Below are 24,902 nucleotides of genomic sequence, written 5' to 3'. Positions count from 1 at the left end.
CAAAAGAAAAAATATATTTATTAGGAGAAATTATCATGAAAAAGACATTTAAAATGCCTTCAGCGTTGACAATCGTAATGATTTTCCTTGCGGTTGTAGCTGTTTTGACTTGGTTTGTGCCGACATCTGTGGTTACCACCAATGATGCTGGAGAAAACATCATCCATTTCAATGCAGCCTTTGATGGCGATGGTAATATTATTGAAAATGCGGGAACCAATCCTGTAGGACTGTGGGACTTTTTCTTAGCCCCGATTGAAGGATTCATCTCTGCTGCGGATATCGCTATTACAATTTTGATCTCTGGTGGATTCTTGGCTGTACTCAACAGCACTGGCGCACTGGATGCTGGTATTGGCGGATTGGTAAAGCGCTTTAAAGGAAACACCCTCATCACAATTCTGATGTTTGTATTCGCCTTGATGGGTACTGTTTATGGTGCATGGGAGGAACTTCCTGCTTATGCAATCGTTATTATTCCATTATTTGTATCAGCCGGTTATGACGTCGTCACCGGTATGATGGTTATTCTGATCGGCGCCACCGTAGGTAACATGGCCAGTGTTGTAAATCCTTATTCTATCGGTGCAGCCGTTGCGGCCATCGGTAACGATGAGTTGTCGCTGGGATCTGGTATCACCTTGAGACTGCTGCTCTTTGTCGTCATGCTGGCAATGGGAATCTTCTCTGTCATCAAGTACGCAAACAAAGTGAAGAAAAATCCGGATCTGTCCTGTGTGGCTGGTTTGGACACTCATACGGCTTTGACAGAAACTGAATCTGGGAATACAGAATTGACGGGACGCCGCAAGGCTTCATTAGCTGTATTTATCATTATGATTTTGATCTGCATCATCGGGTATATTCCTTGGGGTTCCATCCCTATAGGCGACGGTACGGCTTATGACTATGTCAACGGCCTGCAGAACGCCATCAGCGGCAGCTTCCTTGGAAACTTCGTAGGAACTGACAAATTTATGCCGTTTGGTGATTGGTACTTTAACGAATTTTCAACAGTATGGCTGATCGGTGCCATCGTCGTAGCTGTCATCAACAGAATGGGAGAAAAGCAGTTCGTTTCCGTATTTGCAGAAGGTGCAAGAGACCTGGTGGGCGTAGTATTGGTACTGGCCGCATCCAGAGGAATCTCTATCTTCATGGGTTCTAGTGAAGAAGGCATGAGCATTACGTTTATCTACTGGATTCAGAACATTCTCAGCAGTGTACCGCTTTGGGCTTTTGTTGTGGCTGGTATCTGCGTATATCTGCTCATCGGTATCTTCCTGCAGTCCACAAGTGGAGTTGCCGGCATCACCATGCCGATTTTCGGCGTATTAGCATTCACCTTGTTTGCATCTTCCAGTGCAGGTTCTCTGGGAGGTCAGACGGTTCTGTTGTCCGTATTTACCTGCGGCATCAACTTCGTCTGCGGACATTATCCGGAATCCACCAACATGGGTATCTGCGAAATGTCGGGCGTACCGTATAACGTCTTCCTGAAACAGTGGGCGAAGATTCTTGTACCGATTTTAGTGGTTGCGGCAGTGATCATTTCTGTAGCACCATACGTAGGCATCGTTTAATCCGTTCCTATAGAATTTTTTGCAGAGAGGGCAAGCTTAGGGTTTCCCTCTCTGCATATTTTTTTCCATCTCTATTTTATCTAAAAAAACATTGAATGTAATTCGGGGTTAGTGTATAATAACAATAATACAAAAGAACGGGAGGACAATAATCATGGTTAAATTATTGGTTGGACATAAAGGAACAGGAAAAACAAAACAGATGATCGATCTTGCAAATGAGCAGGTTGAGCAGAGTAATGGAAGTCTCATTTTCATTAATAAGAACTCAAGGTTAATGTACGATTTGAAATATAAGATCAGAGTAGTCTGCATGGAAGAATACGAGCACATCACCAACAGTGATGAATACATAGGCTTTATTTATGGAATTATCAGTTCCGATCACGATATCGAAACGATTTACATCGACAGTATTCTCAAGCATGCAGATTTTTCATTAGGAGATCTTCCAGAGTTCCTTGGCAGACTGAAAGTCATCTCAAAGAATTATGGAATGGACTTTGTTGTCAGCTTAAGTGCCGAAAAAGAAGAAATGATCGGCGTAGATTTCTCTGAATACGAAATACTCAATTAATTTATCACGACATGGGTAGGGGCGGATGACCGCCCCTTATTTTTTTGTGAAAGGGGATTTTGAATTTGACGCTAGATGATATCAGAAACATTTATGAAAATTGGGCCGCAAAACCGATCGGCAAGCACAAGTTTTTCTCGGTTCTGGTGCCTTTTGTTGAAAAGAATGGCAGCGTGCACCTGCTCTTTGAAGTGAGGGCGAAGAACATGGAGTCACAGCCAGGAGAGGTGTGTTTTCCAGGCGGACATGTGGAAAAGGGTGAAAACCCGAGAGATACGGCAGTGCGAGAAACTTTTGAAGAAATCGGTATACCGCCAGACAAAATTGAACTGATCAGCCAGGGGGATACCCTTTACGGCTATGCAAACTATACGCTGTTCACATATATGGGAATCATCCCTTATGAGGCTTATCAAGAGGCAAAACTGGCAAGCGAAGAAGTAGACGAGATTTTTCTTGTGCCGCTTTCGAAGTTCATAGAGAATCCGCCAGAGGTTCACAGCGAAAACATCTTTACTGATATCGATGAGAATTTTCCCTATGACAAAGTGGGAATCGGAAAAGATTATCAGTGGAGAGTCGGTAACTGGCAGATTCCCATCTATGATATAGACGGCAGAATTATCTGGGGGCTGACTGCCAGAATTACAGAAAATCTCATAGAAGTCCTGCAGGGAAAAAGTCCTTTTCAATGAATGCGGATTAGACTATAATGTTAATGGGAAGAATTACGCTAAATTTGGAGGGAATGCAAATGAAGAAAATACTAGTGTTTATGATGTGTGCAGCCATGATTTTTACCTTCTTTTCTTGTGGTAAGGAGGAGGCGGAAAGTACCAATACTTATGAAATCGCAATGATTACAACGTCCCAGTCACGATCTATCGACGATGGGGCATATAACCAGAGCACCTGGGAGGGGCTGCGGGAATACGCAGAGGAGAATAGCCTCACCTATAAATATTATGAGCCCAGTGAAGACTCAACAGATGCCAGATTAGAACAGATCGATCAGGCAGTCCAAAGCGGTGCTTCTGTAATCGCCTGTTGTGGAGAAGAATTTGAAACAGTGATTCACACTGCGCAAGAGAAATATGGGGACAAGACCTTTTTCTTGATTGACGGATATCCGACAGACAAAAAAGGCGGCCAAGAGACAGGAACCAACGCTGTCGGTGTCAAGTTTGCCGAAAATGAACTCGGTTACCTGGCTGGCTATGCAGCAGTAGAAGATGGATATCGGACGTTAGGTTTTATGGGTGAAAACAGCACTCCATCCATGAAGAATTACGGCTATGGATTTATTCAGGGCTGCAATGATGCTGCGGAGGATATCGGTGTCGTTGCCGAGATCAACTACAGCTACAAAAAAGAAGGAGAAACGGCAGCAGATATTCAAAAGAAAGCAGAAACCTGGTACGAAGATGGGACCGAGGTGATTTTTGCCTGCGGAAATGATATCTTTGATTCTGTAAAGACAGAAGCTGATATCGCAAATACAAAGGTCATCGCTTGTGGATCTGATATGAATGCAAAATCCAAAAATGTCATAACCTCAGCAGTAAAAGAATGTGGAATTGCTGTGCAGACAGAACTTGCAGCCTTTTATAACGGAGAGCTTGCCGGCGGGAGCAATCTTGTACTGGGGGCGTCTGAGGATGCAGTCGGCCTTGACGTGAAAACTTCCAGATTTGAAGTCTTTGATCAGGAAAGTTATGATGCCCTCTATCAGAGTCTGAAGAATGGAAAGCTAAATATTGCCACTAGCGAAGACGCGCAGAAGGTGAGCCTTTTGACGCAAAAGAAACAACTGAATTTTGTGAATGTCACAGTGGATTAACCTTAAATCAGGGGACAGGCCGAGCCTGCCCCTTTGTTTGTTTGGAAAGGATCGAGATGTTTTTACCAGTTACGAGAGAAGATATGGAAAAAAGAGGATGGGAACAGGTGGATTTTGTTCTCGTTACAGGGGACGGATATGTTGACCATCATTCTTTTGGCACAGCCATTATCGGGCGCCTGCTGGAAAGCAGAGGATACAGGGTGGCCGTTCTGGCGCAGCCTGACTATCAATCGGCAGCAGACTTTCAGCGTTTTGGAAAGCCACGCCTGGGATTTTTGATTAACAGTGGAACCGTTGACTCTATGGTCAACAATTATTCCGTCTTTAAACGCAGGCGGAAGGCCGATGAATATACACCGGGAGGAAAAGCAGGACGCAGGCCGGACCGGGCAGTGATCGTATATAGTAACAGAGCCAGAGAGGCATACAAGGATGTGCCAATTATCATCGGCGGCATCGAAGCAAGCCTTCGGCGTCTGGGACATTACGACTACTGGAGCGATAAGGTAAGACGATCTATCCTGCTGGATGCAAAAGCAGATCTATTGATTTACGGCATGGGTGAGCGCGCCATCATCGAGATTGCGGAAGCTTTGGAATCCGGCATAGAGGTGGGTGATATCTGTTGGATCAGAGGGACTTGTTATAAGGCAAAGTGCCTTGAAATGGATGAGGATACGGTGTGCCTGCCGGATTTTGAGCAGATTGCAGTCTGCAAGGAAACCTATTGCCGCAGCTTCGCCCTGCAATATCGAAACAATGATTACATCAACGGAAAGCGTCTTGCTGAAAAGTATGCGGAAACAGTATATGTGATACAGAATCAGCCACAGCCGCCGCTGGACAGGGAAGAGCTGGACGATATCTACGAACTTCCCTTTGAGAATGAATATCATCCCATGTACGAAAGAGAAGGCGGCATACCGGCGTTCCGAGAAATCAAGTTCAGCATCGTGTCAAGCCGTGGCTGCTTCGGCGGCTGCAGTTTCTGCGCTCTGACCTATCACCAGGGCAGACAGGTGAGGAGCCGAAGTAAGGAATCCATCGTCCGAGAAGCAGAAAAACTGACAACAAAAGAGGATTTCAAGGGTTATATTCACGATATCGGAGGTCCAACGGCTAATTTCAGACAACCTGCCTGCAGGAAACAGCTTGCAAGCGGCGTCTGCAAGAATCAGGACTGTCTCTATCCTCATCCGTGCAGAAACATGGAGGTGGATCACAGTGATTATCTGGATGTACTGAGGGCTGTCAGATCGATAGACAGAATAAAAAAAGTATTTATCAGGTCGGGTATCCGCTACGATTATGTCATGGCTGACAAGGATAAGACTTTTTTGAGAGAATTGTGTGAGCACCATGTCAGCGGAACTCTGAAAGTGGCACCGGAACACATCTCTGACAGAGTGCTGTATTATATGCGCAAACCGGAGAAACAGGTGTTCATAGACTTTGCCAGAGAATACAAGAAAATCAACGAAGAACTGGGCATGAAGCAATACCTGATTCCCTACTTGATCAGCTCTCACCCAGGCAGCACTCTTTCTGACGCCATAGAGCTGGCTTTATTTTTGAAAGAATATGGCTTTGTACCTGATCAAGTGCAGGACTTTTATCCTACGCCGGCAACCCTGGCAACCTGTATGTATTACACGGAACGAGATCCTTTTACTATGAAGCCGGTGTACGTCGCTAAGGATATAGAAGAGAAGAAGATGCAGAGGGCATTGATTCACTATAATAAGCCTGAAAATAAGAACACTGTAATCAAAGCCCTGAAAAAAGCTGGCAGAGAAGACCTGATAGGCTGTCTGCTAGGCGGAAACAGAGGAAAGGCAAATGAGTCTGATAAAAGAATTCGCAAAGATGATAGGGGAAAGTCAAAGACAGTACAAAAACGTAAGCGCGAAACCGCTGCTTCTCACAGAAGAAGTCGGAGCTGAGGCGTCAGACGGGGAGAACCTGCTCTGCCATGGTGATAACAAAGTTTTCATGAAGACTTTGCTCGATGAGCGGCATATGGCGGGGAAAATACAGATGATTTATATCGATCCGCCCTTTTTTTCAAAATCTAACTATGATGCTGTGGTCAAGGCTGCAGGCACCAACATCAAACATCTGGCATATGGCGACAAATGGGAGAAAGGTCTTTCTGAATATCTGAAGATGCTGGCGGTGCGCCTCTATCTGATGAAAGATCTGCTGGCCGATGACGGTCTGATTTGGCTGCATTTGGACTGGCATGTGGTGCACTATGCAAAGGTTCTGATGGATGAAATCTTCGGAGAGAAAAACTTTGTCAATGAAATCATCTGGACTTACAAATCCGGGGGGACCAGCAAGAAACATTTCGCCAGAAAGCATGATACGATTTTGGTATATGCCAAAGGACCAAAGTATCAGTTTTACCCTCTGCGGGAGAAATCCTACAACAGGCAGTTCAAGCCTTATCGTTTCAAAGGCGTGAAAGAATATAAGGACGAAATGGGCTGGTACACCATGGTGAATATGAAGGACGTGTGGAACATAGATATGGTAGGACGGACTTCCGCGGAGAGAACCGGTTATGCAACGCAGAAACCAGAGCAGCTTCTTTCACGGATGATCGAGAGCTGTACCCGGGAGGGCGATATCTGTGCAGATTTTTTCTGTGGCAGCGGAACTCTGCCTGCAACAGCTGGACAGATGGACAGAAGATTTATCGCCTGCGATTCAGGCAGTCTGGCCATTGAAAGTACCATAAAAAGACTGGCCAGACAGGAAGAATCTTTCCAGGTTTTTGATTTAAAACCGAAGGGGAAGGCAAAAATAGATGCAGTCGTGGAAATCAGAGAAGAGGAGATTCCTTCCTCTGATAAACGCCTTTTGAAGTTAAGCCTGGTGTCCTTGAAGGAGCGGGAACTAGCTAGGACTGTAGAGAAGAAGTCGAAGGACAGGGTGAAGCAAGTTCTAAAAGATGACTCACTGCAGATGGTCGAAGGCTGGAGTATCGATTTTCATCATACAGACGGCGTCCATCGCCCCGAGGTCATCTTCGTGAGAACAAAGGGAGAACTTACGACCTCTTATGAAAAAATTATTGCAGGGAAAAGCCCTATTTGCGTAAAGATTGTAGATATCTTTGGAAATGTCGTGTTTGAAAGGATAGAATATGAAGGAAACAATGAGACAGAGAATCGTTGATTACTTTTTTCTGATTTTAGCCTGCGCCATCGGCGCTTTTGCCACTACGGCAGTGATGATACCCAACGGCTTGACGATTGGCGGCCTGACTGGTATCGTAAGAATCATGCAGTATTATGTCAACCTTGACTTTTCGTTGATGTATTATGCCGGCGCATTTGTGATTTTGATTGTCGTCATTGCCACCATCGGCCTCAAGGAAGCGAAGAAAGTTTTGGTAGTGACAATCATGTATCCAGCTATTCTGTTCGTATTAGAACTCTTTGATTTTAAACTGCTGGAAGAAAAGGATGTGATTCTGGCCGCCATTTTCTGCGGTGTGTTTTCAGGGGTGTGCAACGGAATCGTCTTTTGGAGAGGTTATGCCTTTTGCGGAACAGAGTCCATCGCCAAGATCATCAAGAAGAAGTTTATGCCCCAGGTGGATATCAGCAAGATTCTCCTCGCCTTGGACGCCTGCATCATCATCATTTCGGCTTTTATCTATGGACGCAATATCGCGCTCTACGCCTTGGTGACTCAGTTTATCGCCTCAAAGATGGTGGATTTCATCATGTACGGTTTCGAGACGAAGATTGTCCAGGTGGACATCATCACTTCAAAAGCAGAAGAAACCATCGAATTTGTCATGAAGAGCCTGGACCGCGGCGTTTCCAGCCGAAAAATGGTAGGGGAGTTTACTGGCGTAGAAAAGAAAGAACTGGTGGTGCTCTGCTCGCCGAGAGAGAGCATGCTGCTGAAAAAATTTCTCGCGCAGACGGACCCGGCTGCCTTTGTCACTGTCCTTCATGTGGATACGGTATGGGGCAGCGGCAAAGGGTTCACCAGTATCGACAAAGATGTATGATGGTTTTCAAGTAGATTTTGTGGTATCATATAACATAGGTTACACAAAATGAAGAGGAGGATACAAATGGCAAAATATCAATGCAGAGTATGTAAGTATATTTTTGATGAAGAAAAGGAAGGGATGAAGATCACTGATCTGGACGCATGTTTCATGTGCGGCTCATCTATCGATAATTTTGAGTTGATCGAGGACGACGAAGGTAATCCGGTCGATGGCGAGAAAGCAGCGCCTGCACCAGCTTCAGACAAGAAAGTGGAAAACGAGCTGGCCTATGATGCCGCCTTCCTAAGACATGACGACAGCTGCCGTTATATGGATCAGATTCACGAGATGGCAGTGTCGGGTGAATCTCTTCATGCAGCCATGAGCACCCAGATGCCTATGCCGGACTGGGACGATATCCTGCTTCTCGGCGCGCAGCTGAATCCGCCTCCGCTGGACGATGATGCACCAGTCAATATACAGACGGTCATTGGCAAGAAGGCGGCCAAGCCTATGGTATTGGAAAGCCCCATCTACATATCCCACATGTCCTTCGGCGCTTTGTCTGCGGAGACTAAGACAGCCCTGGCAAAGGGCAGCGCCATGGCAAAGACTGCCATGTGCAGCGGCGAGGGCGGCATCCTGCCAGAGGAGAAGGCGGCAGCCTATAAATACATCTTTGAATACGTACCGAACCTGTACAGTGCGAGCGACCAAAATCTCCGCGAGGCGGATGCCATCGAAATCAAAATTGGACAGGGCACCAAGCCAGGTATGGGCGGACATCTGCCTGGAGACAAGGTGACAGCCGAAATTGCAGCGATTCGTGGCAAGGAGCAGGGCAAGGATGTACAGAGCCCGTCTAAATTCCCAAACATCAACTCGAAGGAAGACCTGAAGGCTCTGGTCAGCCAACTTCGCCAGCGTTCAGAAGGCAGACCAATCGGCATCAAAATCGCCGCCGGCAAGATTGAAAAGGATCTGGAATTCTGTGTATTTGCAGAACCAGATTTCATCACCATCGACGGCCGCGGCGGTGCTACTGGCTCCAGCCCGCTTTTCCTAAGAGAAGCGACCAGCGTGCCGACTATCTACGCACTGCATCGGGCGAGAAAATATCTGGATTCTGTTCACAGTGACATCGAATTGGTTATCACTGGCGGTCTTCGCGTTTCTGCTGATTTCGCCAAAGCCATCGCCATGGGAGCAGACGCAGTGGCCATCGCGTCTGCAGCATTGATTTCGGCAGCCTGCCAGCAGTATCGCATCTGCGGCAGCGGAAACTGTCCTGTCGGCGTAGCAACCCAGGATCCGGAATTGCGCAAACGCCTCAAAGGAGATGCGGCAGCAGAGAGAGTGGCCAATTTCCTCAATGTCAGCGCTGATGAACTGCGCACCTTTGCCAGAATCACAGGCCATGAGGATATCCACGGGCTGGGCCTTGAGGACCTCTGTACCATCAGCAGAGAGATTTCAGAGTTTACCGATATTGAACATGCATAATAGAGAGTGTGGCAGAATTAATTTTGATTCTGCCACATATTACGTAGACGGAATCTCTTCATAGAGTGCGCAAAGTGCCAGAAAAGGGCAAAAAACAGATCGGTTATGGCACTTTTTATAAATCGGACAGGGGTATGTCGTCGTTAAAGGAAATGAAAACGAGGACAATATGGATTAGAAGGCCATATATAGATTGCCCTGGTCTGTATATGGCAGTTTTTCTGACTTTGTGCGGTTTCGCAGGTGGTCCGAAGCTAAAGTTATATACTGTGAATAGACAAATCTGCCTGATTTTAGCGAAAACTGGACAGTTATGGCACTTTTTTGTTTGATACACGCCATTATACCGGGCAGGGGTATATGACGCAGAAGCTTGAGCAAAAGTACAATTTTCCCTATTGACTTTAGAAAAAACCTGTGATAAAATCCCTAAATATAGAAATGAATAGAAAACATCAAAACCGATGACCGAGAGTAGTAACTGGCAAAGGTCGCTTTGAGAGAGCTGTAGATGGTGAGATTACAGCAGTGGACGTGGCAGCCAATGGACTCGGGAGGGCAAACCGAAAGGCAGAGAGCTGAGTAGGGGAGACGGGATTCGACCGTGACATCGAATGACATATGCTAGTATGTCCAGAGTGCGTCTGTCTGTGAAGGCAGGCGAATTAGGGTGGTATCGCAGAAGTATAGCTTTTGTCCCTTATCGTTATGGGGCAAAGGCTTTTTTATTGCCTCATACCCACTCAGAATATCAGAAAAGAGGTAAACACAATGCAGTTAAATGACAAACAATACGATTTGATTAAGAGACAGATCAACAAGGTAAAACAGTATGACGGCAATTTATATCAGAAGAAGTTCGCCGGCTTAAATACAGAGGACTTGGCAACACAGGCTGATTTCGAAGCGATTCCTTTTACGGAAAAGGATGAGCTGCGGGAGGTCTATCCCCTTGGCATTCAGGCTGTGCCAGATGCAGAAATCGTCAGAATCCATTCTTCTTCCGGTACGACAGGAACACCGATCATCATTCCTTATACAAAAAGAGACGTTGAAGACTGGGCTTTGATGTTTGAGAGATGCTATGAGACAGCGGGCATCACCAACACGGACAGAATTCAGATTACGCCGGGATACGGGCTGTGGACGGCAGGGATCGGCTTCCAGCTGGGCGCAGAAAAACTGGGTGCCATGACCATTCCGATGGGTCCGGGCAACACGGCAAAGCAGCTAAAGATGATGGTAGACCTCAAGAGTACGGTACTCTGCGCCACTTCTTCCTACGCACTTCTTCTGGCTGAAGAAATCGAAAAAAGAGGAATTGGAGAAAAAATTCATTTGAGAAAAGGCATCATCGGTTCTGAGCGCTGGGGCGACAAGATGAGAAATCGTATTGCAGATGAACTGGGTGTGGAACTTTACGACATCTATGGGTTGACCGAAGTCTACGGACCGGGAATCGGCATCAGCTGCCACAAAGACGAACCGATGCACTACTGGGACGATTTTGTCTACATCGAGATTATCGACCCGAAGACTGGCGAAGTGCTGCCTGATGGAGAAATCGGCGAGGTCGTCATCACGACCTTACGCAAAGAAGGGGCGCCTTTGATCAGATACAGAACCCACGACCTTTCACGCATTATTCCTGAAAAGTGCGGCTGCGGTTCCAAATTCCCGAGAATCGACCGCATCATCGGCAGAAGCGACGACATGATCAAGGTAAAGGGTGTCAACATCTATCCGGGACAGGTGGAGGACGTTCTCCGCGATGTCAAGGGGGTCAGCAGCGAATATCAGGTGATGATCGACCATATGAACGGTAAAGACATCATGACCCTGTTCTTTGAAACCGTGGAGGGGGCGGACAAAAAGACCGTCGAAAAGGAAGTCGCAGCTGCTTTTAAGACAAAGGTAGGACTGCAGATCAAGCCGATGGGAGTCGTCATGGGTGAACTTCCTAGAAGTGAAAAGAAAACGACGAGAATATTTGACAATAGATATTAACAATTACATTGAAATATAGTAGAATATGTATATTCCAATTGAGGGAGGAAGAAAGATGAAAAGAGTGTTTTCCGGCGTACAGCCGACAGGAAATATCCATTTAGGTAATTATTTAGGCGCATTGAAGCAGTTTGTGGAGCTGCAGGAGGATCACGAGTGCATCTATTGTATCGTAGACATGCATGCCATCACCTTGCCCCAGGATCCTAAGGAACTGAAAGAGCACATTCTCGATGTTGCATCGCTTTATTTGGCAGTAGGCGTCGACCCGAAGAAATCTATCGTATTCGTTCAGTCCGATGTACCGGGACATGCGGAGCTGTCATGGATTCTGACCTGCAATTCTTACACAGGAGAGTTGTCCAGAATGACCCAATTCAAAGCGAAGAGCAAAAACCAGGAGTCAGCACCGGCGGGGCTATTCACCTATCCGATTCTCATGGCTGCAGACATCCTGCTTTATGATACAGATGTAGTGCCTGTAGGCAATGACCAGAAGCAGCATATCGAACTCTGTCGAGACGTTGCAACGAGAATCAATAACACCAGGAAAAAAACCTTTGTCATTCCAGAAGGCAGGTATCTGAAAGAAGGAGCAAGAATCATGGCTCTCGATGATCCTACCCAGAAGATGAGTAAATCTGCCGAGAACATCCACAGCAGAATCTCGCTGCTGGATGATCCGGCTAAGATTAAGAAATCCATCATGAAAGCGACGACAGATTCAGAAGGCGTTGTCAAATTTGATGTAGAAAACAAGCCGGGAATCAGCAACCTGATGAACATCTACAGCGTCTTGTCCGGCAAATCCCTGGCTGAATTGGAAAAAGAGTATGAGGGCAGAGGATACGGCGACTTCAAGAAAGATTTGGTGGAGGTCACCGTTGAAGCCTTGGCTCCAATTAAAGCCAGATATGAAGAAATCAGGCATTCTGAGGAGTTGCTTGCTATTCTCAAAGACGGCGCCGAAAGAGCAAACGCCATCTCTGTGCAGACCATGAAGAGAGTGAAAGAAAACTTTGGTCTGGGCCTGTAACATCCAATGTATTCATCTGCGGCCTTCGTTGAGTCGCAGCCATATTTGAGCAGTGTCTAAGAAATTAAGCGCTGCAGTAGAAGAGGTCGCTTTTGATCTGACGGCAAAGGCGATGGTTCTGAAGGCTGGAATTTCCAGCCTTTTTTTAATGAAAGGAAATGAAATATTTTTCAGCAGCAGTTCTGGATAGAGACTGAAGCCGAAACCCTGGCTCACCATAGACAGAATACTGAATTCGTTGTCCAGACGGTAGGCAATGTTGGCTTTTTTGCCGTGGCTGGCAAAGACCGCGTGAATTTCAAAATCAGTGCTGACTGTCGTGTCGATATAGGGATATTTGTCCAGATCGTCGATGGGGAAAAATGGAGCCTTGGCAAGAGGATGGTTCATCGGCAGAATTGCGACCATGGGATCGTCGATCAGTTCTACAGTTTCGATTTTTTTCTTTGGCGGCATGATGATAAAACCACAGTCGATGTCGCCGTCGTAAATCATCTCCTCCAAGAGGTTGGCATCGTCACAGCACTTGATTTCTATATCGATGCCCGGATGCAGGGCAGAATACATTTTGATCATGCCAGGCAGCCAGTTGATATGTACGCTGGCAGGTGCCCCTACGATGAGGCGGCCGGAGTCCAGGTTTTTTAGCTCGTTGACTTTGTTGTACAGCCGATTTTCCATGTTGCAGATCCCTTTGATAAAAGGAAGCAGTTCTTTGCCTTCTGCGGTCAGAGTTGTACCACCGTAATTTCTTATAAAAAGTTTGATGTCCAGTTCTTCTTCTAAGGTATTGATCAGGTAACTCATGCCTGTCTGGGTATAACCCAGAAGATCGGCGGCATGTTTGATGCTGCCCATCTCTGCGACCTTCAGAAATGCGTTGTATTTTGGATTATTCATGACGCCTCCTAGTGGCTAAAAGTTTTTCTTCAAATTGATATCTGAAATTCTCGTTTTACATGTATTGATAAATGTATTATACTATGAACAAGAAGAAAAGACAAATAGAGAAATGAATAGGAGGTGTCAGATATGAAGGCAATCAATAGAATTATAAAAGAACTCCAGGAGAACCATGCAGAACAGAATAGCTCCATCTTAGAAAACTATCAGAGAAGACCTGAAGATGTTACGATGCCATGGGAAAAATACCTGATCAATGACCTGGCAAATGATTAGACTGATAAAATATGTAATGACTAGATAATTTAGATAAAAGATATAAGATTGCTCCCGTACCTTCATGGTATGGGAGTTTTCTTTTGGTTTTGTGAAACCCCTGCATAGTCAATTTCCTATTTCCCTTTCATCATATGACCTGTGTTTTGAAGGTTTCCCATGCTGACTGATGCGATATGTTTCATGGATTTCATTGAAATGAGACAAACAAATATCGTCAAAAGGTCAGCTGCCGGCTGTGAAAAGTAAATACCGACTACGCCGAATATCTTTGGAAGAAACAGAATAAACGGCATATAGAACAGCCCTTGACGAATCAAGGAGAGGAACAAACCATACAGTGATGCGCCGATAGTCTGATAGGTGATTGTCATCATATAACACAGTCCAAAGGCCGGGTATAAAGCTACTTGAGAAATAAGCAGCCATCTTCCGTAGTTTACAATAATCGGATTTTGATTGAACAGTAAGATGAATGGTCTCGCCAGCACGATATAGACTGTTGCTACTAGAACGGTCAGTATCAGTGAACCCTTTAGCGCAAAACGAACCGACTGATGAAATCTGTCTTCGTTCTTTGCGCCGAATGCGTAAGAGGCTACAGGCTGATATCCCTGCATGAACCCCATAACGACATAGCAGCCAATCAGTATCAATCGTTGGACAATCCCGAATGCAGCAATAATCTCATCCGATTGAGGTAGTGAAGCAGCGGCTATATTTGTAAGTGAGGCGGCAGCGGAAAGACAAATTTGGATGATTGCTGTAGGGATGCCGATGACTGTAACACTCTTCATTAATTCCCAAGTGAGTTGAAACGCTTTAACCTTGATTTTTATGATGGATCGTCCGCTGGCGTAAAACCAAACTAAAATAAAGAAGGTGACAAATTGAGATACTGTAGTGGCTAAAGAGGCTCCCTCCACTCCCATATCCAATCCCCAGTCAAACATGAAAATCGGATCTAAAATGACATTGATCAACGTGCCAGAAATGACGGCAATAGAGGAAACCTTGACGGAAGATTCGGCTCGTGCAGCACAATTCATGCTTTGAGCAGGTAAATTAGCCAAGGCAGCTATGAACATCCAAAAAGCGTAGTCTTTGGCCAATGGCAGAGACGCCTGCGAGGCTCCAAAGGCGCACATTAAAGGTTCGATAAAAATGATGCCCCCTGCACACAGCAGCGCACCAATCACCACAGAGATGCCAACAATCGTTGTAACTGTGTGACTAGCGCCATCATTATCCTTAGCACCCAACTGCCGCCCCGCTAAAACGGCAGCACCGGCAGCAAAAATATTCTCAATCGAAACCATGATAAGTAATATCGGAACCGTGACACCGACGGCGGTCAACGCGATGTCGGAATGCAGCATTCCAATATAGGCAGTGTCTACCAAGTTATAGACTGCCTTCGCTAATAGTGCCAAGGTAGCAGGAATCGCTAATTTTATAATTGATTTTGAAGGAGACAGATCTTCTAAAACAAATTGTGTTTGGAGTGCTTTTTCAGACATATTAGTGATCGCTCCTTTCAATAACGCCATAAAGCAAGATGTTTAACGCTTTTTGGCAGTATCTTTCTCGCATTTCAAATTCTAACCTATCGATGTCGTTCATTTGGTAACGGGCATTGATAAAATCCTGGAATTCGCGAAACATCTCAATCACTTCGTCCTGTGTAACTGCAGACCTTAGAGGAACGGGCTTTAGCAGTCGTTTTATAATAGTTATATTTAAATTGTCAAACGCCTGCTTTATCGTCTGTATTTCTGCCCGTAAATGGGCAGGTGGTGTGATAATTCCCTCGCAGAAGATACGCTGGTAAACTGGATGCTCACGGAAAAAAGACATGCGGACAGCAAAATATTCCTCTAGGCCTTGCTCGAGGTTTTCCTGTGTTTTCTGCATTTTCACGTTGATTTCATCGGTGAGCAAACGAAAGCACTCCTCGATACAAGCTAAAAACAGAGCATCCTTTGTCTCAAAATAATGATAAATAATTCCTTTTGATATTCCCTGTGCAGCGCAGATATTGTTAATAGAGCTGGCTCCATACCCTTTTCTTGAAAATTCATTCAATGCGCTGTCCATGATTCGCCGGCGAGTCTGCTGGTTTTTCTCTTCTCTTTTCATAAAGTAATACTCCTTAATAAAATAGACCTTGTGGTCAATTTTCAGTATAACATAAATAGACCTTATGGTCAATTTTTAAAAGCGAACTCCAGCGCAAAAAAAAATAGGCAGAAGCCTATCTTTTTGGTGCGCCTAACAGGATTCGAACCTGCGACCTTCACATTCGGAGTGTGCCACTCTATCCCCTGAGCTATAGGCGCATATTGGATTGTGTCGTTCTTGGATATAACCGATACAAAGAGCATTGCGACAATACCGCAAGACCGTGAAACTATTATACCACAACTTACACAAAAAGAAAAGTTCCCTTTCACATACTTGTGCATTTATGTAGGGAAGTGATCATCAGAATAAGACTAGGGTTTGTGTTTTTTATATTGCTTTTATGCAGCCCTGCACTTTTGATGCAAAAAGGAATCACTCAAATTTTTCGTCTTGATGAAAGAATTAGCTGCTTCCGTGAACCAATCCGGGAGTATTAAAAATATTTTGAATAATCTCCAATCCAGTAAATGCAACTGCTGGCTTAAAACGAACCGATTATAGGTATGGCGATGACTTTCCTTTGGCACGCTTATTGCTGTTTTCTATGTCGTCCGTTATCAATCTGGTACCAGCAATTATCATTTAATTAGGAGGTTAAGTTATGTTTCATTCCATCGTAACCACATTGAACGACATTTTGTGGGCGACACCTTTACCAATCCTCTGCCTGGGCGGTGGACTGCTTTTCACCATCGTTTTGAGAGCGCCGCAGGTGCGTCATATTAAGATCATGGTAAAAATGTTATTTGGAAGCAAGTCTTCCGATACGGGGCTTTCTTCGTTCCAATCTTTTTGCCTGGCTATCGCCGGACGTGTAGGAACCGGCAACATTGCCGGCGTCGCTACAGGAATCTGTTTTGGCGGGCCGGGGGCGCTTTTCTGGATGTGGATGGTGGCCATCTTTGGCGCAGCGACATCCTTCATCGAATGCTCTATGTCACAGCTTTATAAGGAAGTGAGAGATGGGGAGTATCGCGGCAACGCCGCTTACTACTTTGGCAAGCGGTTCAATATCAGAGCCTTTGGTCTGATTTATGGCGTCATTTTCATCGCAGCAGAAGCCATGACACAAAACTGCCTGCAGGCTAATGCCTGCGCACAAGCACTGAACACTTCCTTTAACGTCCCAGTGTGGGTGACGGCAGTCGTTATGGCAGCCCTCGTTGCTTACATCACTTTCGGCGGTTCAAAGAGAGTTGGACGTTTTGCCGAAATCGTCGTGCCTGTCATGGCAGCTGCTTATATCATTGTTGCGCTGATTATTTTAGCGCTGAACATTACGAGCGTACCGGCGGCTTTCGGATTGGTTTTCAAATCTGCCTTCACACCGGGATCTGTCTTTGGCGGTGCACTGGGAAGTGCGGTTATCTGGGGAACGAAGAGAGCCGTTTATTCCTCAGAAACAGGCATGTCCACGGCAACACCGTCTGCCGGTGCTGCAGAAGTATCTCATCCTGCTAAACAGGGTTTGGTCCAGGCCTTTTCCGTGTACATCGATACTCTCTTTGTCTGCACTGCAACAGGAATCATCATGATTCTGACTAACGTATTCAACTGCGTAGGCGAATCCGGCGAGTTCCTGATTCAGTCAAGCATCCTCGGTGCAAACGCAGACCCTGGTGCCCCATGGGTTCAGGCAGCCATTGGCACAGTATTTTCCTGGGGACCTGGATTCATTTCCATCGCTCTCGTATTCTTCGCATTCACCACTTGTATGAACCAGATGTACAATTGTGAATCGACATTAACGTTCTTCTTCAAAGGCGCTACACCAAAGTGGGCGACCATGGGGCTTAGAATCTTGTTCCTGGCATTTGTCGTATATGCCGGTGTCATTGAGAGTACGACTGCATGGGCTTTTGGCGATGTAGGAATCGGACTGATCACCTGGGGCAATATGATTTTCCTCATCACCTGTCTGCCGATAGCTAGAAAGCTGCTTCTGGACTTTGAGGAACAGAAGAAAGCTGGAAAAGATCCGATCTTTGATCCGGACAAGTTTAACTGGCCTGGCACCGAAACATGGCGGGGTATCCGCGACCGATATCTGTCAGGGGAACTGCCAAGTGACCCGAACTTTTTACCAAAGGGAAAATAGCACGATCAATCAAGCAGGGCTGCCGACCGGCAGCTCTGCATTTCAAAAGGAGAATATAAGTATGATGCAAATGAGTAAAAGTGCTCTGACAATGCCGGCTTCCGGAATCAGAGCCATGACGGTTTTGGCCGCTAAGTATGACAACGTTTTAAGTTTTGGACTTGGAGAGCCAGATTTCCCAACGCCGAAAAATATCATCGACGCTGGTCGCAGCGCCTTGGATGAGGGGTGGACAAAATATGTCGCTAACCAAGGTATCGTGCCTCTTCTCGGTGCTTTAGCGGAGAAGATGAGAAAGTATAATGGGATGGATTACGTAACAGAAGAGAACATACACATTACCTTTGGTGCGGGCCAGGCGCTCCTTCTGACCATGGAGACCATTCTGGAACCAGGAGATGAAGTAATCGTGCCCACACCATGCTTTCCAAACTACTTTGGATATATTCACATGGCCGGCGGCACTTCTGTCATCGTCCGTACTTGCGAAGAGAACGGCTTTAGAGTGACAGCAGAAGATATTAAAAGGAAAATCACCCCTAAGACAAAGGCGATCATCTTGAATTCGCCGTGCAATCCTACCGGCGCAGTATTGACAGAGACGGATATCAGGCAGATTGCAGCGGTTGCGCTGGAACACGATTTGATCGTCATTTCGGATGAACCATACGAAGCCATCATTTACGACGAACAAAAGCACTTCAGTATTGGATCTATTCCGGAGATGAAAGATCTGGTTATCACCATAAACAGTTTCTCCAAGTCCTATGCTATGACTGGCTGGAGAATCGGTTACGTGGTAGCACCTGCGCAAGTGAGGGAACAGATGACTCTGCTTCAGGAGAGCATGGGCTCCAGCGTGACAGCGGCCTGCCAGGTAGCAGCCTGCGAAGCGATTACGGGACCGCAGGAACCTGTAGAAAAGATGCGCAGGCAGTATGAAAGACGGCGGGATATCCTGGTTGAAGGTCTGAATCAAGTACAGGGTTTCTCCTGCATCAAACCAGGGGGCGCTTTTTACGTTTTCCCAAATGTAAAAAGCTTTGGAGTCTCCTCGCAGGAACTGGCTGTCAAGATTCTTGACCGAGTGCAGGTGCTTACAACACCGGGCAGTGCTTTTGGAGACAGCGGAGAGGGGTATCTGCGTTTTTCCTATGCCTCCAGCGAAGAAACGATCAGAGAAGGTCTTGAACGTCTAAAGCGCATGTTTGGCAAGAAATAGAGGTGGATTGAAGTGAAAATATTTATTTATAATTTAAGAGAATATGACGAAAAGTTTTTCTTTGATCAACTGGCACAGGAATATGGGTTTTCTTATACGGGTTATGACGATTATCAGACCGTGGAGAACATTCCCATGGTCAAAGGACATGAGGCAGTTTCCATTCTCGCTTCGGAATGTACTGACGAGATACTGGCGGCCTTTGCTGAAAATGGTGTCAAGTATATCCTGACCAGAAGCATCGGCACAGATCATATCAATTTGCAAAAGTGCAGGGAACTGGGTATTCGTGTCGGTCATTCGCATTACTCTCCAGACAGTGTCGCCAATTACACTATTATGTTGATGCTGATGGTCTGCAGAAGGTTTGCCCACATTATGAAAAGAGCAGAGCTGCAGGACTATTCATTTAAAGGCAAGATGGGCAGAGAACTGTCAGGCTGTACCGTGGGCGTCATCGGCACTGGCAGAATCGGCAAAACGGTGATTAAACATCTTGCCGGTTTTGGCTGCAAAATGCTGGCTTATGATCTCTATGAAAATCCAGAAGTGGCAGCGAAGGCAAAATATGTGTCATTAGCAGGGTTACTTGCCCAGTCAGACATCATCACCCTCCACACGCCGGCGACAACGGAGAATTACCATCTGATTAATCAGGAAACCATTGAGACAATGAAAGAGGGGGCCATGATTATCAATGCGGCCAGAGGGACTTTGGTGGACAGTGACGCACTGATCGAGGGCATTGAGTCCGGTAAAGTAGGCGGCGCCGCACTGGATGTGCTGGAAGACGAAGCCGGTCTGTATTTTCTCAACCGATCCGGTGACGTCATATCCAATAGGCAGATGGCCATTCTGAAAAGCTTTCCAAACGTCATCCTTTCTCCCCATACGGCATTCTATACAGATGAAGCGGTTTCCGACATGTGCAGATGCGTGTTCGAGTCCGTGAGAGCTTTTGAAGCGGGAGAGGTCAACCAGTTAGAAGCAGATCTGATACAAAAAGGTATTTGAAAAGAACAAAACAGACGTAAGGTTTTATCAGCAATACGCCTGTTTTGTTATGGTTTAATAAGATAAAAATGGCAGTTTCAACCGTTTGCCTTTTTGCAGGATATGGAGCAGGGCATAAAGTGCCAGAGGCATTACCATGCCGACAAAATCATAAGAGGATTGAATCAGCAGATTAAAAAGGGCATGTAAGGTGATCGCAATGGAGAGTAAGCCAAAGGTACCGGTATAGAAGAGTTTTTTTTGTTTTTTCACATAGCAGATGCCGGTGCCGATGGTGACCGTGCAAAGACCGTGCATCAGGCTGGCGGAAAAACCTCTTGCCACTGCCCAGGCGAGGGTGACACCGTCCAGATATTCTACGAGAAGGACAGTGTTTTCCAGTACAGCGAAACCGATGCCTACGGCCATGGCGATGGGAAGCACCCTCTTGCGGCTGTCGTCCAATAGCAGGGCATAACAGAGTACCGGTAAAGCTTTTAACAATTCTTCTACCATGGGCGGAATCTTCTCTGCGAAGCTGCGAGAATCCAGACCCGAAAGAGGAAAAGCGATGGTGTTGATTTCATAAGCGGCCAAGGCGGTGAAAGCACCGAGCAGGAAGAAGCCGATCATCCAGCGGGAACGGGATTCCAGCAGAGGGAGCATCAAAAGCAGAGGAATGCTCAGGCAGGAGAAAACTATATAAACCATTTGCGCACCCCCTTTTCAGCTAGCGGCAGTAATAAAATCAACAGGAGACAGGAGAGAATCGCTGCAATCCGCCTCACACTTTCGGGGAAAAAAACAAAGTGGCTGAACAGTTCTGTCATACAAAAGAATATGGCGCAGACGTTGTAAGGCCGCATGACGCGGATGATACCCAGTTCCACATCGGGAAAGACCAGGTGCTTGACCGCAAAATAGAGGGTCAGAGTCATGGGGAGGACCAAAAACAGAAAAGGAAGGCTGGCTGCCAGACCGGCATTCACAATACTGAGAACCAAAAATCCTGTGGGAATGACCAGCGGTATAGCTGCAGCCAGCCTGATTCTGCGATATTCTTTTTCTCCGCCGTCGGCCAGACGATCCATCGCGCCATAGTAGGAAGAGAGCAGAAAGAAATAACAGCCGATATGACCAAAATAGCCCACGTGGAATCCGGCGGGCTGGATTCCGTGGACTGCTTGGTAGCTGGTGACGAACAATGCACCGAAAAGGTAACTGATGAGGCCGTATAATAGAATTTTAAAGAACAGAGGCTGATGCCGCCGTAGGCAGGCAAAGGCTCCATAGCCTACGGAAATCAGTGCCGCTGCTGCCTGAAACCCTGTCATACTGATTCCTCCTGACTCTGTTTTTTCATTCGTTTCTTTATAATGAGCCACATGACGAGCATACCCAAAAGTACACCGACCAAAACGCTGACAGCAATCGGCGCTGCGTTTACGCCTCCTGCCTCAGACGAGAAGAGACTTTGACCGCGGGATACCGAATCCAAAGATTTCGCAGTGTTTTGTATGGAGGCATTGGCGTTCTGCAGATAAGAATTGTATTGCCCCATGAAATCCTGCACGGATACCATTTGAGACTGTATGTCAGTTCCTAGTTTTTCCGAATAGGACTGCAGTGTACTGATGATTTTTTCAAAATCATCAGTGGTGTAATAGCCGGATTCTGCTGCAGGGTAAGAGAGCCCCTTTTCTTCCATGTAGTATTGCAATTCTCCCGGCAAGGAGATAGGCTCCGCTTCTGCCTGCGTCAGCAGTTTACGAGCCTGTTCCAGATATTGAGAAGCACGCTGTTGCTCCTTTTGAGCAGCAGTGACTTTGTCAATCTGCTGCACGGCATCATTCTTGACTGCATTGGCAAGTTCCAGCTGCAACTTCGCGAACATCGCCTGCACAGAATCACCGGAATCAGCTCCGCTCACCATGGTGCCGGTTTTGGGTGCGTCCTGCGTATCTCCCAATACGGAAGTATCGATTTCCTCGATATTCCGAATCATTCCAGCTACCGTATCTACAGATTTCTTCTCGTTGAGAGCGTCTGCAATCTGTTCCGCTGCTGTAATGGCCTGCCGCAGATTTTGCTGCAGAGTCTTCAGATCATCACTTTCTGATGCGTAAATCCGAAGCGTGAACAACGGAATCAGCACCAGAACCAAAAAGGCTATCATGAACTTTTTAGATTTTATCATTCTGATTTCTCCTTTCAAAAATCTTCCATCAAAATGATATACGTAACAGCTGGCAAAACGTCCCAAGGGAAATCACCGAGTTTTGCCCTATCCGATTGGCTAGTATGTGACGGATTGTGGTAGAATAATGTTTACAAAAGAGCGCACCAAAAGCGAGGAAATCACAAGCCACATGCAGTATGATGGTTTCAGGAGGTAGGAAGTATGGAATGGTTAAAAAATCTGAGCGATGCAATCGCTTATATCGAGCAACATCTGGATGACGAAATTTCTTATGATAGAGCGGCAGAAATCGCCTGCTGTTCTACTAACTATTTTCAGCGCATGTTTTCCTATGTGGCTGGAATATCTTTGTCAGACTACATTCGCCGCCGCCGTATGACCCAGGCAGCTTTCGACCTGCAGCACAGAGGTGTCAAAGTGATCGATATCGCTCTGAAATACGGCTATACCTCCCCAACTGCTTTTAACCGGGCGTTTCAGGCTGTACACGGAATTTCTCCAACGGCAGCCAAAAGCCAGGGAATGCGGATCAACGCCTATCCGCCCATTAAATTTTCAGTAGCTATTACAGGAGGTAGCGTAATGCCATATAAAATTGAAGAAAAAGAAACTATGAGAGTGGTCGGCATTCGGATGCCGCTTACAGATGACATGGAGGAAAATCAAAAAAAAGTGCCGGGATTTTGGGAAGAGATCTTGCAAGGCAGCAGTTTTCAAGAAATCTGTCATTTGTCTAATCGACTGCCAGAAGGGGTTTTGGGGATTACAGAATATCAGAACTCTGGCAAAATGTATTACTATATCGCGGCAGCTACAGATCTGCCAGTTCCACCTGGCATGCATGCACTTGAAATTCCTGCGGCAACCTGGGCCGTGTTTGAAAACGAGGGCCATTTCAAAGAAACGGTGCAGAGCGTTTTCAGGCGCTTTTTGACAGAATGGCTGCCCTTCTCCGGTTACACTTACACGGAACTTCCCAATATAGAGGTGTATCCCCTCAATGAGGACCGAAAAGGCCATACGGAGGTCTGGATAGCGATTAAAAAAGAAGGAGAGTAAAGAAATGAATAATCAAATAGAAATCAGAGAAATTGAACCTGTGCGCGTAGCCTATATGCGTTATCAAGGACTAGCATCTGCTGCAAACGTGGTTTTCCCCGAGGTCTTTAAATCCATTCGCGGAAAAGTAAGCGGGGCACCTTTCTTCTGTTACTATGAAATAAATCCTGATACCAAGCAGGGAGTCTTGGAATTATGTGTACCCACGGCTGAAATGCCCAAAGGTAATGGAATCGCAGTGAAGGAAATGCCTCGTATCAAAGCGCTCTGTGCGACCCATATCGGTTCCTATGAGACCATCCAACATACTTATGCAGAAATCGATCGCTATGCGGCTGAGCACAATTTACAACTGCAAATGCCTTTCCGCGAGGTGTTCGTAAAAGGACCAGGCATGATGATCAAAGGAAATCCGGCTAAATACATAACGGAAATTCTCTTTCCGATTGAGGAGGAGTGAGATGGAGGCGATTGTTGTAGAAAACTTGACCAAGCAGTATCACAATGGCGTACAGGCTCTGAACGGTCTCTCCCTGACAGTAGAGGAAGGGGAAATCTTTTCTCTTCTGGGACAGAATGGCTCCGGCAAGTCAACCTTGATCAACATTTTGACCACTTACCTTCTGCCCACATCCGGCAGAGCAGCGTTGTTTGGCAAGGAGGTCAGCAGAGAGGCGTCTTCTATCCGCTCGAAGATTGCCTGTGTCGCACAGAAGACCTCCATTGATCCTTATTTGTCCCTGCGTGAGAATATGATGTTTCAAAGCCGTCTGCACAAAGTTCCAAAGCCGGAAGCGGAGCAGCGAATGAAAGCTTTGATCGAGGCCTTTGGCCTGGAACGATATTTAGATTATCCTGTAAATTCATACTCTGGAGGTATCAGACGACGTCTGGATATCGCCCTCAATATGATGTCTGATCCAAAGATTTTATTCTTGGATGAACCGACAGTAGGCATGGATATTCAATCACGACAGGCTATGCAGGAAATGATGCGTAAAATACGCAGAGATTTCGGCACCACCATATTTTTGACGACCCATTATCTGGAGGAGGCTGACAGTCTCAGCGACAGGATCTGCATTATCCGAGACGGCAAGGAAGCCGCCCAGGGAAGGCCAAAGGATTTGCGCAGGTATTTAAGACAAAATTTCTTGAAAGTGTCTTTTGAGGATGGGATTTCTGCCAAAGCGGCAATGACCCATCTGCCTGAGATTTTTTCTGTTGATACGGTGCGATGGAAGGAAAATGCCGCACAATTTCCCATAGAAGACAGACAAAAGGCATTAACGCAGACAGCGGAGGCTTTGCTGAACAGAAAACTACAGTTTAAAGGTCTGGAAATCGTAGAACCATCTATAGAAGAGGTGTTTATTCATTTAACTTGCGAGAGGGAGAAGTGA

General features: G+C 46.1%; 23 protein-coding genes, 1 tRNA gene and 1 other annotated feature. Of the genes, 17 read left to right on the top strand and 7 right to left on the bottom strand.

Going from position 1 to position 24,902, the window contains the following annotated elements; genetic code table 11:
* Window positions 1-35: 35 nt before the first annotated feature.
* The 10 genes from ACMQ5W_RS18280 (at window position 36) to trpS (ending at window position 12,564) form a co-directional block, all read left to right on the top strand.
* Complete coding sequence (locus ACMQ5W_RS18280; protein ID WP_148491763.1) at window positions 36-1,583, top strand: YfcC family protein; 1,548 nt, start codon at window positions 36-38, stop codon at window positions 1,581-1,583.
* Window positions 1,584-1,737: 154 nt separating this feature from the next.
* A complete protein-coding gene (locus ACMQ5W_RS18275) occupies window positions 1,738-2,160 on the top strand; it encodes a hypothetical protein (RefSeq protein ID WP_148491764.1) in 423 nt (140 codons plus the stop codon).
* Between the two features lie 65 nt (window positions 2,161-2,225).
* A complete protein-coding gene (locus ACMQ5W_RS18270) occupies window positions 2,226-2,855 on the top strand; it encodes an NUDIX hydrolase (RefSeq protein ID WP_419026397.1) in 630 nt (209 codons plus the stop codon).
* A gap of 59 nt (window positions 2,856-2,914) precedes the next feature.
* Window positions 2,915-4,000 carry a BMP family lipoprotein gene (locus ACMQ5W_RS18265; RefSeq protein WP_419026396.1) on the top strand — a complete coding sequence of 362 codons (1,086 nt, stop codon included), beginning with the start codon at window positions 2,915-2,917 and terminating at the stop codon, window positions 3,998-4,000.
* 56 nt (window positions 4,001-4,056) lie between these two features.
* The gene (locus ACMQ5W_RS18260; RefSeq protein ID WP_419026395.1) at window positions 4,057-5,946 is read left to right on the top strand and encodes a YgiQ family radical SAM protein; all 1,890 of its coding nucleotides are present in this window, start codon (window positions 4,057-4,059) and stop codon (window positions 5,944-5,946) included.
* Window positions 5,843-7,186 carry a DNA methyltransferase gene (locus tag ACMQ5W_RS18255; protein ID WP_419026394.1) on the top strand — a complete coding sequence of 448 codons (1,344 nt, stop codon included), beginning with the start codon at window positions 5,843-5,845 and terminating at the stop codon, window positions 7,184-7,186. Before ACMQ5W_RS18260 ends, ACMQ5W_RS18255 begins: the two co-directional genes overlap by 104 nt.
* Complete coding sequence (locus tag ACMQ5W_RS18250; protein WP_419026393.1) at window positions 7,167-8,033, top strand: YitT family protein; 867 nt, start codon at window positions 7,167-7,169, stop codon at window positions 8,031-8,033. The genes ACMQ5W_RS18255 and ACMQ5W_RS18250 overlap by 20 nt, the downstream gene beginning before the upstream one ends.
* 66 nt (window positions 8,034-8,099) lie before the next feature.
* Window positions 8,100-9,521 carry a glutamate synthase-related protein gene (locus tag ACMQ5W_RS18245; RefSeq protein WP_419026392.1) on the top strand — a complete coding sequence of 474 codons (1,422 nt, stop codon included), beginning with the start codon at window positions 8,100-8,102 and terminating at the stop codon, window positions 9,519-9,521.
* A gap of 455 nt (window positions 9,522-9,976) precedes the next feature.
* Window positions 9,977-10,225: a binding site (T-box leader), on the top strand.
* A gap of 67 nt (window positions 10,226-10,292) precedes the next feature.
* Window positions 10,293-11,528, top strand: a complete 1,236-nt coding sequence (locus ACMQ5W_RS18240) for a phenylacetate--CoA ligase family protein (protein ID WP_419026391.1) — start codon at window positions 10,293-10,295, stop codon at window positions 11,526-11,528.
* 55 nt (window positions 11,529-11,583) lie between these two features.
* Entirely contained in the window at window positions 11,584-12,564 is a 981-nt protein-coding gene (trpS, locus tag ACMQ5W_RS18235) for a tryptophan--tRNA ligase (protein WP_419026390.1), read from the top strand.
* A gap of 12 nt (window positions 12,565-12,576) precedes the next feature.
* On the opposite strand, the gene ACMQ5W_RS18230 is transcribed toward trpS, so the two are convergent.
* The gene (locus ACMQ5W_RS18230; protein ID WP_419026389.1) at window positions 12,577-13,464 is read right to left on the bottom strand and encodes a LysR family transcriptional regulator; all 888 of its coding nucleotides are present in this window, start codon (window positions 13,462-13,464) and stop codon (window positions 12,577-12,579) included.
* A 132-nt stretch (window positions 13,465-13,596) separates the two neighbouring features.
* On the opposite strand from ACMQ5W_RS18230, the gene ACMQ5W_RS18225 reads away from it, so the two are divergent.
* Complete coding sequence (locus ACMQ5W_RS18225) at window positions 13,597-13,743, top strand: hypothetical protein (RefSeq protein WP_419026388.1); 147 nt, start codon at window positions 13,597-13,599, stop codon at window positions 13,741-13,743.
* A 116-nt stretch (window positions 13,744-13,859) separates the two neighbouring features.
* On the opposite strand, the gene ACMQ5W_RS18220 is transcribed toward ACMQ5W_RS18225, so the two are convergent.
* The 3 genes from ACMQ5W_RS18220 to ACMQ5W_RS18210 form a co-directional block, all read right to left on the bottom strand.
* Window positions 13,860-15,263 carry an MATE family efflux transporter gene (locus ACMQ5W_RS18220; RefSeq protein ID WP_419026387.1) on the bottom strand — a complete coding sequence of 468 codons (1,404 nt, stop codon included), beginning with the start codon at window positions 15,261-15,263 and terminating at the stop codon, window positions 13,860-13,862.
* 1 nt (window position 15,264) lies between these two features.
* Window positions 15,265-15,882 carry a TetR/AcrR family transcriptional regulator gene (locus ACMQ5W_RS18215; protein WP_419026386.1) on the bottom strand — a complete coding sequence of 206 codons (618 nt, stop codon included), beginning with the start codon at window positions 15,880-15,882 and terminating at the stop codon, window positions 15,265-15,267.
* Between the two features lie 124 nt (window positions 15,883-16,006).
* A tRNA-Arg gene (locus ACMQ5W_RS18210) sits at window positions 16,007-16,082 on the bottom strand.
* A 446-nt stretch (window positions 16,083-16,528) separates the two neighbouring features.
* On the opposite strand from ACMQ5W_RS18210, the gene ACMQ5W_RS18205 reads away from it, so the two are divergent.
* From ACMQ5W_RS18205 to ACMQ5W_RS18195, 3 genes are all read left to right on the top strand, one after another.
* On the top strand, window positions 16,529-18,025 hold the full coding sequence (locus ACMQ5W_RS18205) for an alanine/glycine:cation symporter family protein (RefSeq protein WP_419026385.1): 1,497 nt from the start codon (window positions 16,529-16,531) through the stop codon (window positions 18,023-18,025).
* Between the two features lie 61 nt (window positions 18,026-18,086).
* Complete coding sequence (locus tag ACMQ5W_RS18200) at window positions 18,087-19,247, top strand: pyridoxal phosphate-dependent aminotransferase (protein ID WP_419026384.1); 1,161 nt, start codon at window positions 18,087-18,089, stop codon at window positions 19,245-19,247.
* Window positions 19,248-19,259: 12 nt separating this feature from the next.
* Window positions 19,260-20,261: a D-isomer specific 2-hydroxyacid dehydrogenase family protein gene (locus ACMQ5W_RS18195; RefSeq protein WP_419026383.1), complete on the top strand. Its 1,002-nt coding sequence runs from the start codon at window positions 19,260-19,262 to the stop codon at window positions 20,259-20,261.
* A gap of 54 nt (window positions 20,262-20,315) precedes the next feature.
* Here the strand turns inward: ACMQ5W_RS18195 and ACMQ5W_RS18190 are convergent, their stop codons facing one another.
* Genes ACMQ5W_RS18190 through ACMQ5W_RS18180 form a run of 3 tightly spaced genes read right to left on the bottom strand, consistent with a single transcriptional unit; the run spans window position 20,316 to window position 22,437 of the window.
* Window positions 20,316-20,951, bottom strand: a complete 636-nt coding sequence (locus ACMQ5W_RS18190) for a PrsW family glutamic-type intramembrane protease (protein WP_419026382.1) — start codon at window positions 20,949-20,951, stop codon at window positions 20,316-20,318.
* Window positions 20,939-21,574 carry a hypothetical protein gene (locus ACMQ5W_RS18185; protein WP_419026381.1) on the bottom strand — a complete coding sequence of 212 codons (636 nt, stop codon included), beginning with the start codon at window positions 21,572-21,574 and terminating at the stop codon, window positions 20,939-20,941. The genes ACMQ5W_RS18190 and ACMQ5W_RS18185 overlap by 13 nt, the downstream gene beginning before the upstream one ends.
* A complete protein-coding gene (locus tag ACMQ5W_RS18180; RefSeq protein WP_419026380.1) occupies window positions 21,571-22,437 on the bottom strand; it encodes a hypothetical protein in 867 nt (288 codons plus the stop codon). Before ACMQ5W_RS18180 ends, ACMQ5W_RS18185 begins: the two co-directional genes overlap by 4 nt.
* A gap of 204 nt (window positions 22,438-22,641) precedes the next feature.
* On the opposite strand from ACMQ5W_RS18180, the gene ACMQ5W_RS18175 reads away from it, so the two are divergent.
* The 3 genes from ACMQ5W_RS18175 to ACMQ5W_RS18165 are packed head-to-tail and all read left to right on the top strand — an operon-like array spanning window position 22,642 to window position 24,902.
* Entirely contained in the window at window positions 22,642-23,499 is an 858-nt protein-coding gene (locus ACMQ5W_RS18175) for an AraC family transcriptional regulator (protein ID WP_419026379.1), read from the top strand.
* 4 nt (window positions 23,500-23,503) lie between these two features.
* Entirely contained in the window at window positions 23,504-23,959 is a 456-nt protein-coding gene (locus ACMQ5W_RS18170; protein WP_148491777.1) for a GyrI-like domain-containing protein, read from the top strand.
* A 1-nt stretch (window position 23,960) separates the two neighbouring features.
* Window positions 23,961-24,902 carry an ATP-binding cassette domain-containing protein gene (locus ACMQ5W_RS18165; RefSeq protein ID WP_419026378.1) on the top strand — a complete coding sequence of 314 codons (942 nt, stop codon included), beginning with the start codon at window positions 23,961-23,963 and terminating at the stop codon, window positions 24,900-24,902.

Source organism: Emergencia sp. (assembly GCF_048465375.1).
In the GTDB taxonomy this organism is placed as follows: Bacteria; Bacillota; Clostridia; order Peptostreptococcales; family Anaerovoracaceae; genus Senimuribacter.
The sequence above is the reverse complement of the archived record's forward strand: the minus strand, read 5'-3'. Positions and strand labels throughout refer to the sequence as shown.

Excerpts from the sequence above, each read along its gene's own strand:
- ACMQ5W_RS18280 (WP_148491763.1), top strand. The coding sequence starts at position 36 with ATGAAAAAGACATTTAAAATGCCTTCAGCGTTGACAATCGTAATGATT.
- ACMQ5W_RS18275 (WP_148491764.1), top strand. The coding sequence starts at position 1,738 with ATGGTTAAATTATTGGTTGGACATAAAGGAACAGGAAAAACAAAACAG.
- ACMQ5W_RS18265 (WP_419026396.1), top strand. The coding sequence starts at position 2,915 with ATGAAGAAAATACTAGTGTTTATGATGTGTGCAGCCATGATTTTTACC.
- ACMQ5W_RS18260 (WP_419026395.1), top strand. The coding sequence starts at position 4,057 with ATGTTTTTACCAGTTACGAGAGAAGATATGGAAAAAAGAGGATGGGAA.
- ACMQ5W_RS18255 (WP_419026394.1), top strand. The coding sequence starts at position 5,843 with ATGAGTCTGATAAAAGAATTCGCAAAGATGATAGGGGAAAGTCAAAGA.
- ACMQ5W_RS18250 (WP_419026393.1), top strand. The coding sequence starts at position 7,167 with ATGAGACAGAGAATCGTTGATTACTTTTTTCTGATTTTAGCCTGCGCC.
- ACMQ5W_RS18245 (WP_419026392.1), top strand. The coding sequence starts at position 8,100 with ATGGCAAAATATCAATGCAGAGTATGTAAGTATATTTTTGATGAAGAA.
- ACMQ5W_RS18240 (WP_419026391.1), top strand. The coding sequence starts at position 10,293 with ATGCAGTTAAATGACAAACAATACGATTTGATTAAGAGACAGATCAAC.
- trpS (WP_419026390.1), top strand. The coding sequence starts at position 11,584 with ATGAAAAGAGTGTTTTCCGGCGTACAGCCGACAGGAAATATCCATTTA.
- ACMQ5W_RS18230 (WP_419026389.1), bottom strand. The coding sequence starts at position 13,464 with ATGAATAATCCAAAATACAACGCATTTCTGAAGGTCGCAGAGATGGGC.
- ACMQ5W_RS18225 (WP_419026388.1), top strand. The coding sequence starts at position 13,597 with ATGAAGGCAATCAATAGAATTATAAAAGAACTCCAGGAGAACCATGCA.
- ACMQ5W_RS18220 (WP_419026387.1), bottom strand. The coding sequence starts at position 15,263 with ATGTCTGAAAAAGCACTCCAAACACAATTTGTTTTAGAAGATCTGTCT.
- ACMQ5W_RS18215 (WP_419026386.1), bottom strand. The coding sequence starts at position 15,882 with ATGAAAAGAGAAGAGAAAAACCAGCAGACTCGCCGGCGAATCATGGAC.
- ACMQ5W_RS18205 (WP_419026385.1), top strand. The coding sequence starts at position 16,529 with ATGTTTCATTCCATCGTAACCACATTGAACGACATTTTGTGGGCGACA.
- ACMQ5W_RS18200 (WP_419026384.1), top strand. The coding sequence starts at position 18,087 with ATGATGCAAATGAGTAAAAGTGCTCTGACAATGCCGGCTTCCGGAATC.
- ACMQ5W_RS18190 (WP_419026382.1), bottom strand. The coding sequence starts at position 20,951 with ATGGTTTATATAGTTTTCTCCTGCCTGAGCATTCCTCTGCTTTTGATG.
- ACMQ5W_RS18185 (WP_419026381.1), bottom strand. The coding sequence starts at position 21,574 with ATGACAGGGTTTCAGGCAGCAGCGGCACTGATTTCCGTAGGCTATGGA.
- ACMQ5W_RS18180 (WP_419026380.1), bottom strand. The coding sequence starts at position 22,437 with ATGATAAAATCTAAAAAGTTCATGATAGCCTTTTTGGTTCTGGTGCTG.
- ACMQ5W_RS18175 (WP_419026379.1), top strand. The coding sequence starts at position 22,642 with ATGGAATGGTTAAAAAATCTGAGCGATGCAATCGCTTATATCGAGCAA.
- ACMQ5W_RS18170 (WP_148491777.1), top strand. The coding sequence starts at position 23,504 with ATGAATAATCAAATAGAAATCAGAGAAATTGAACCTGTGCGCGTAGCC.
- ACMQ5W_RS18165 (WP_419026378.1), top strand. The coding sequence starts at position 23,961 with ATGGAGGCGATTGTTGTAGAAAACTTGACCAAGCAGTATCACAATGGC.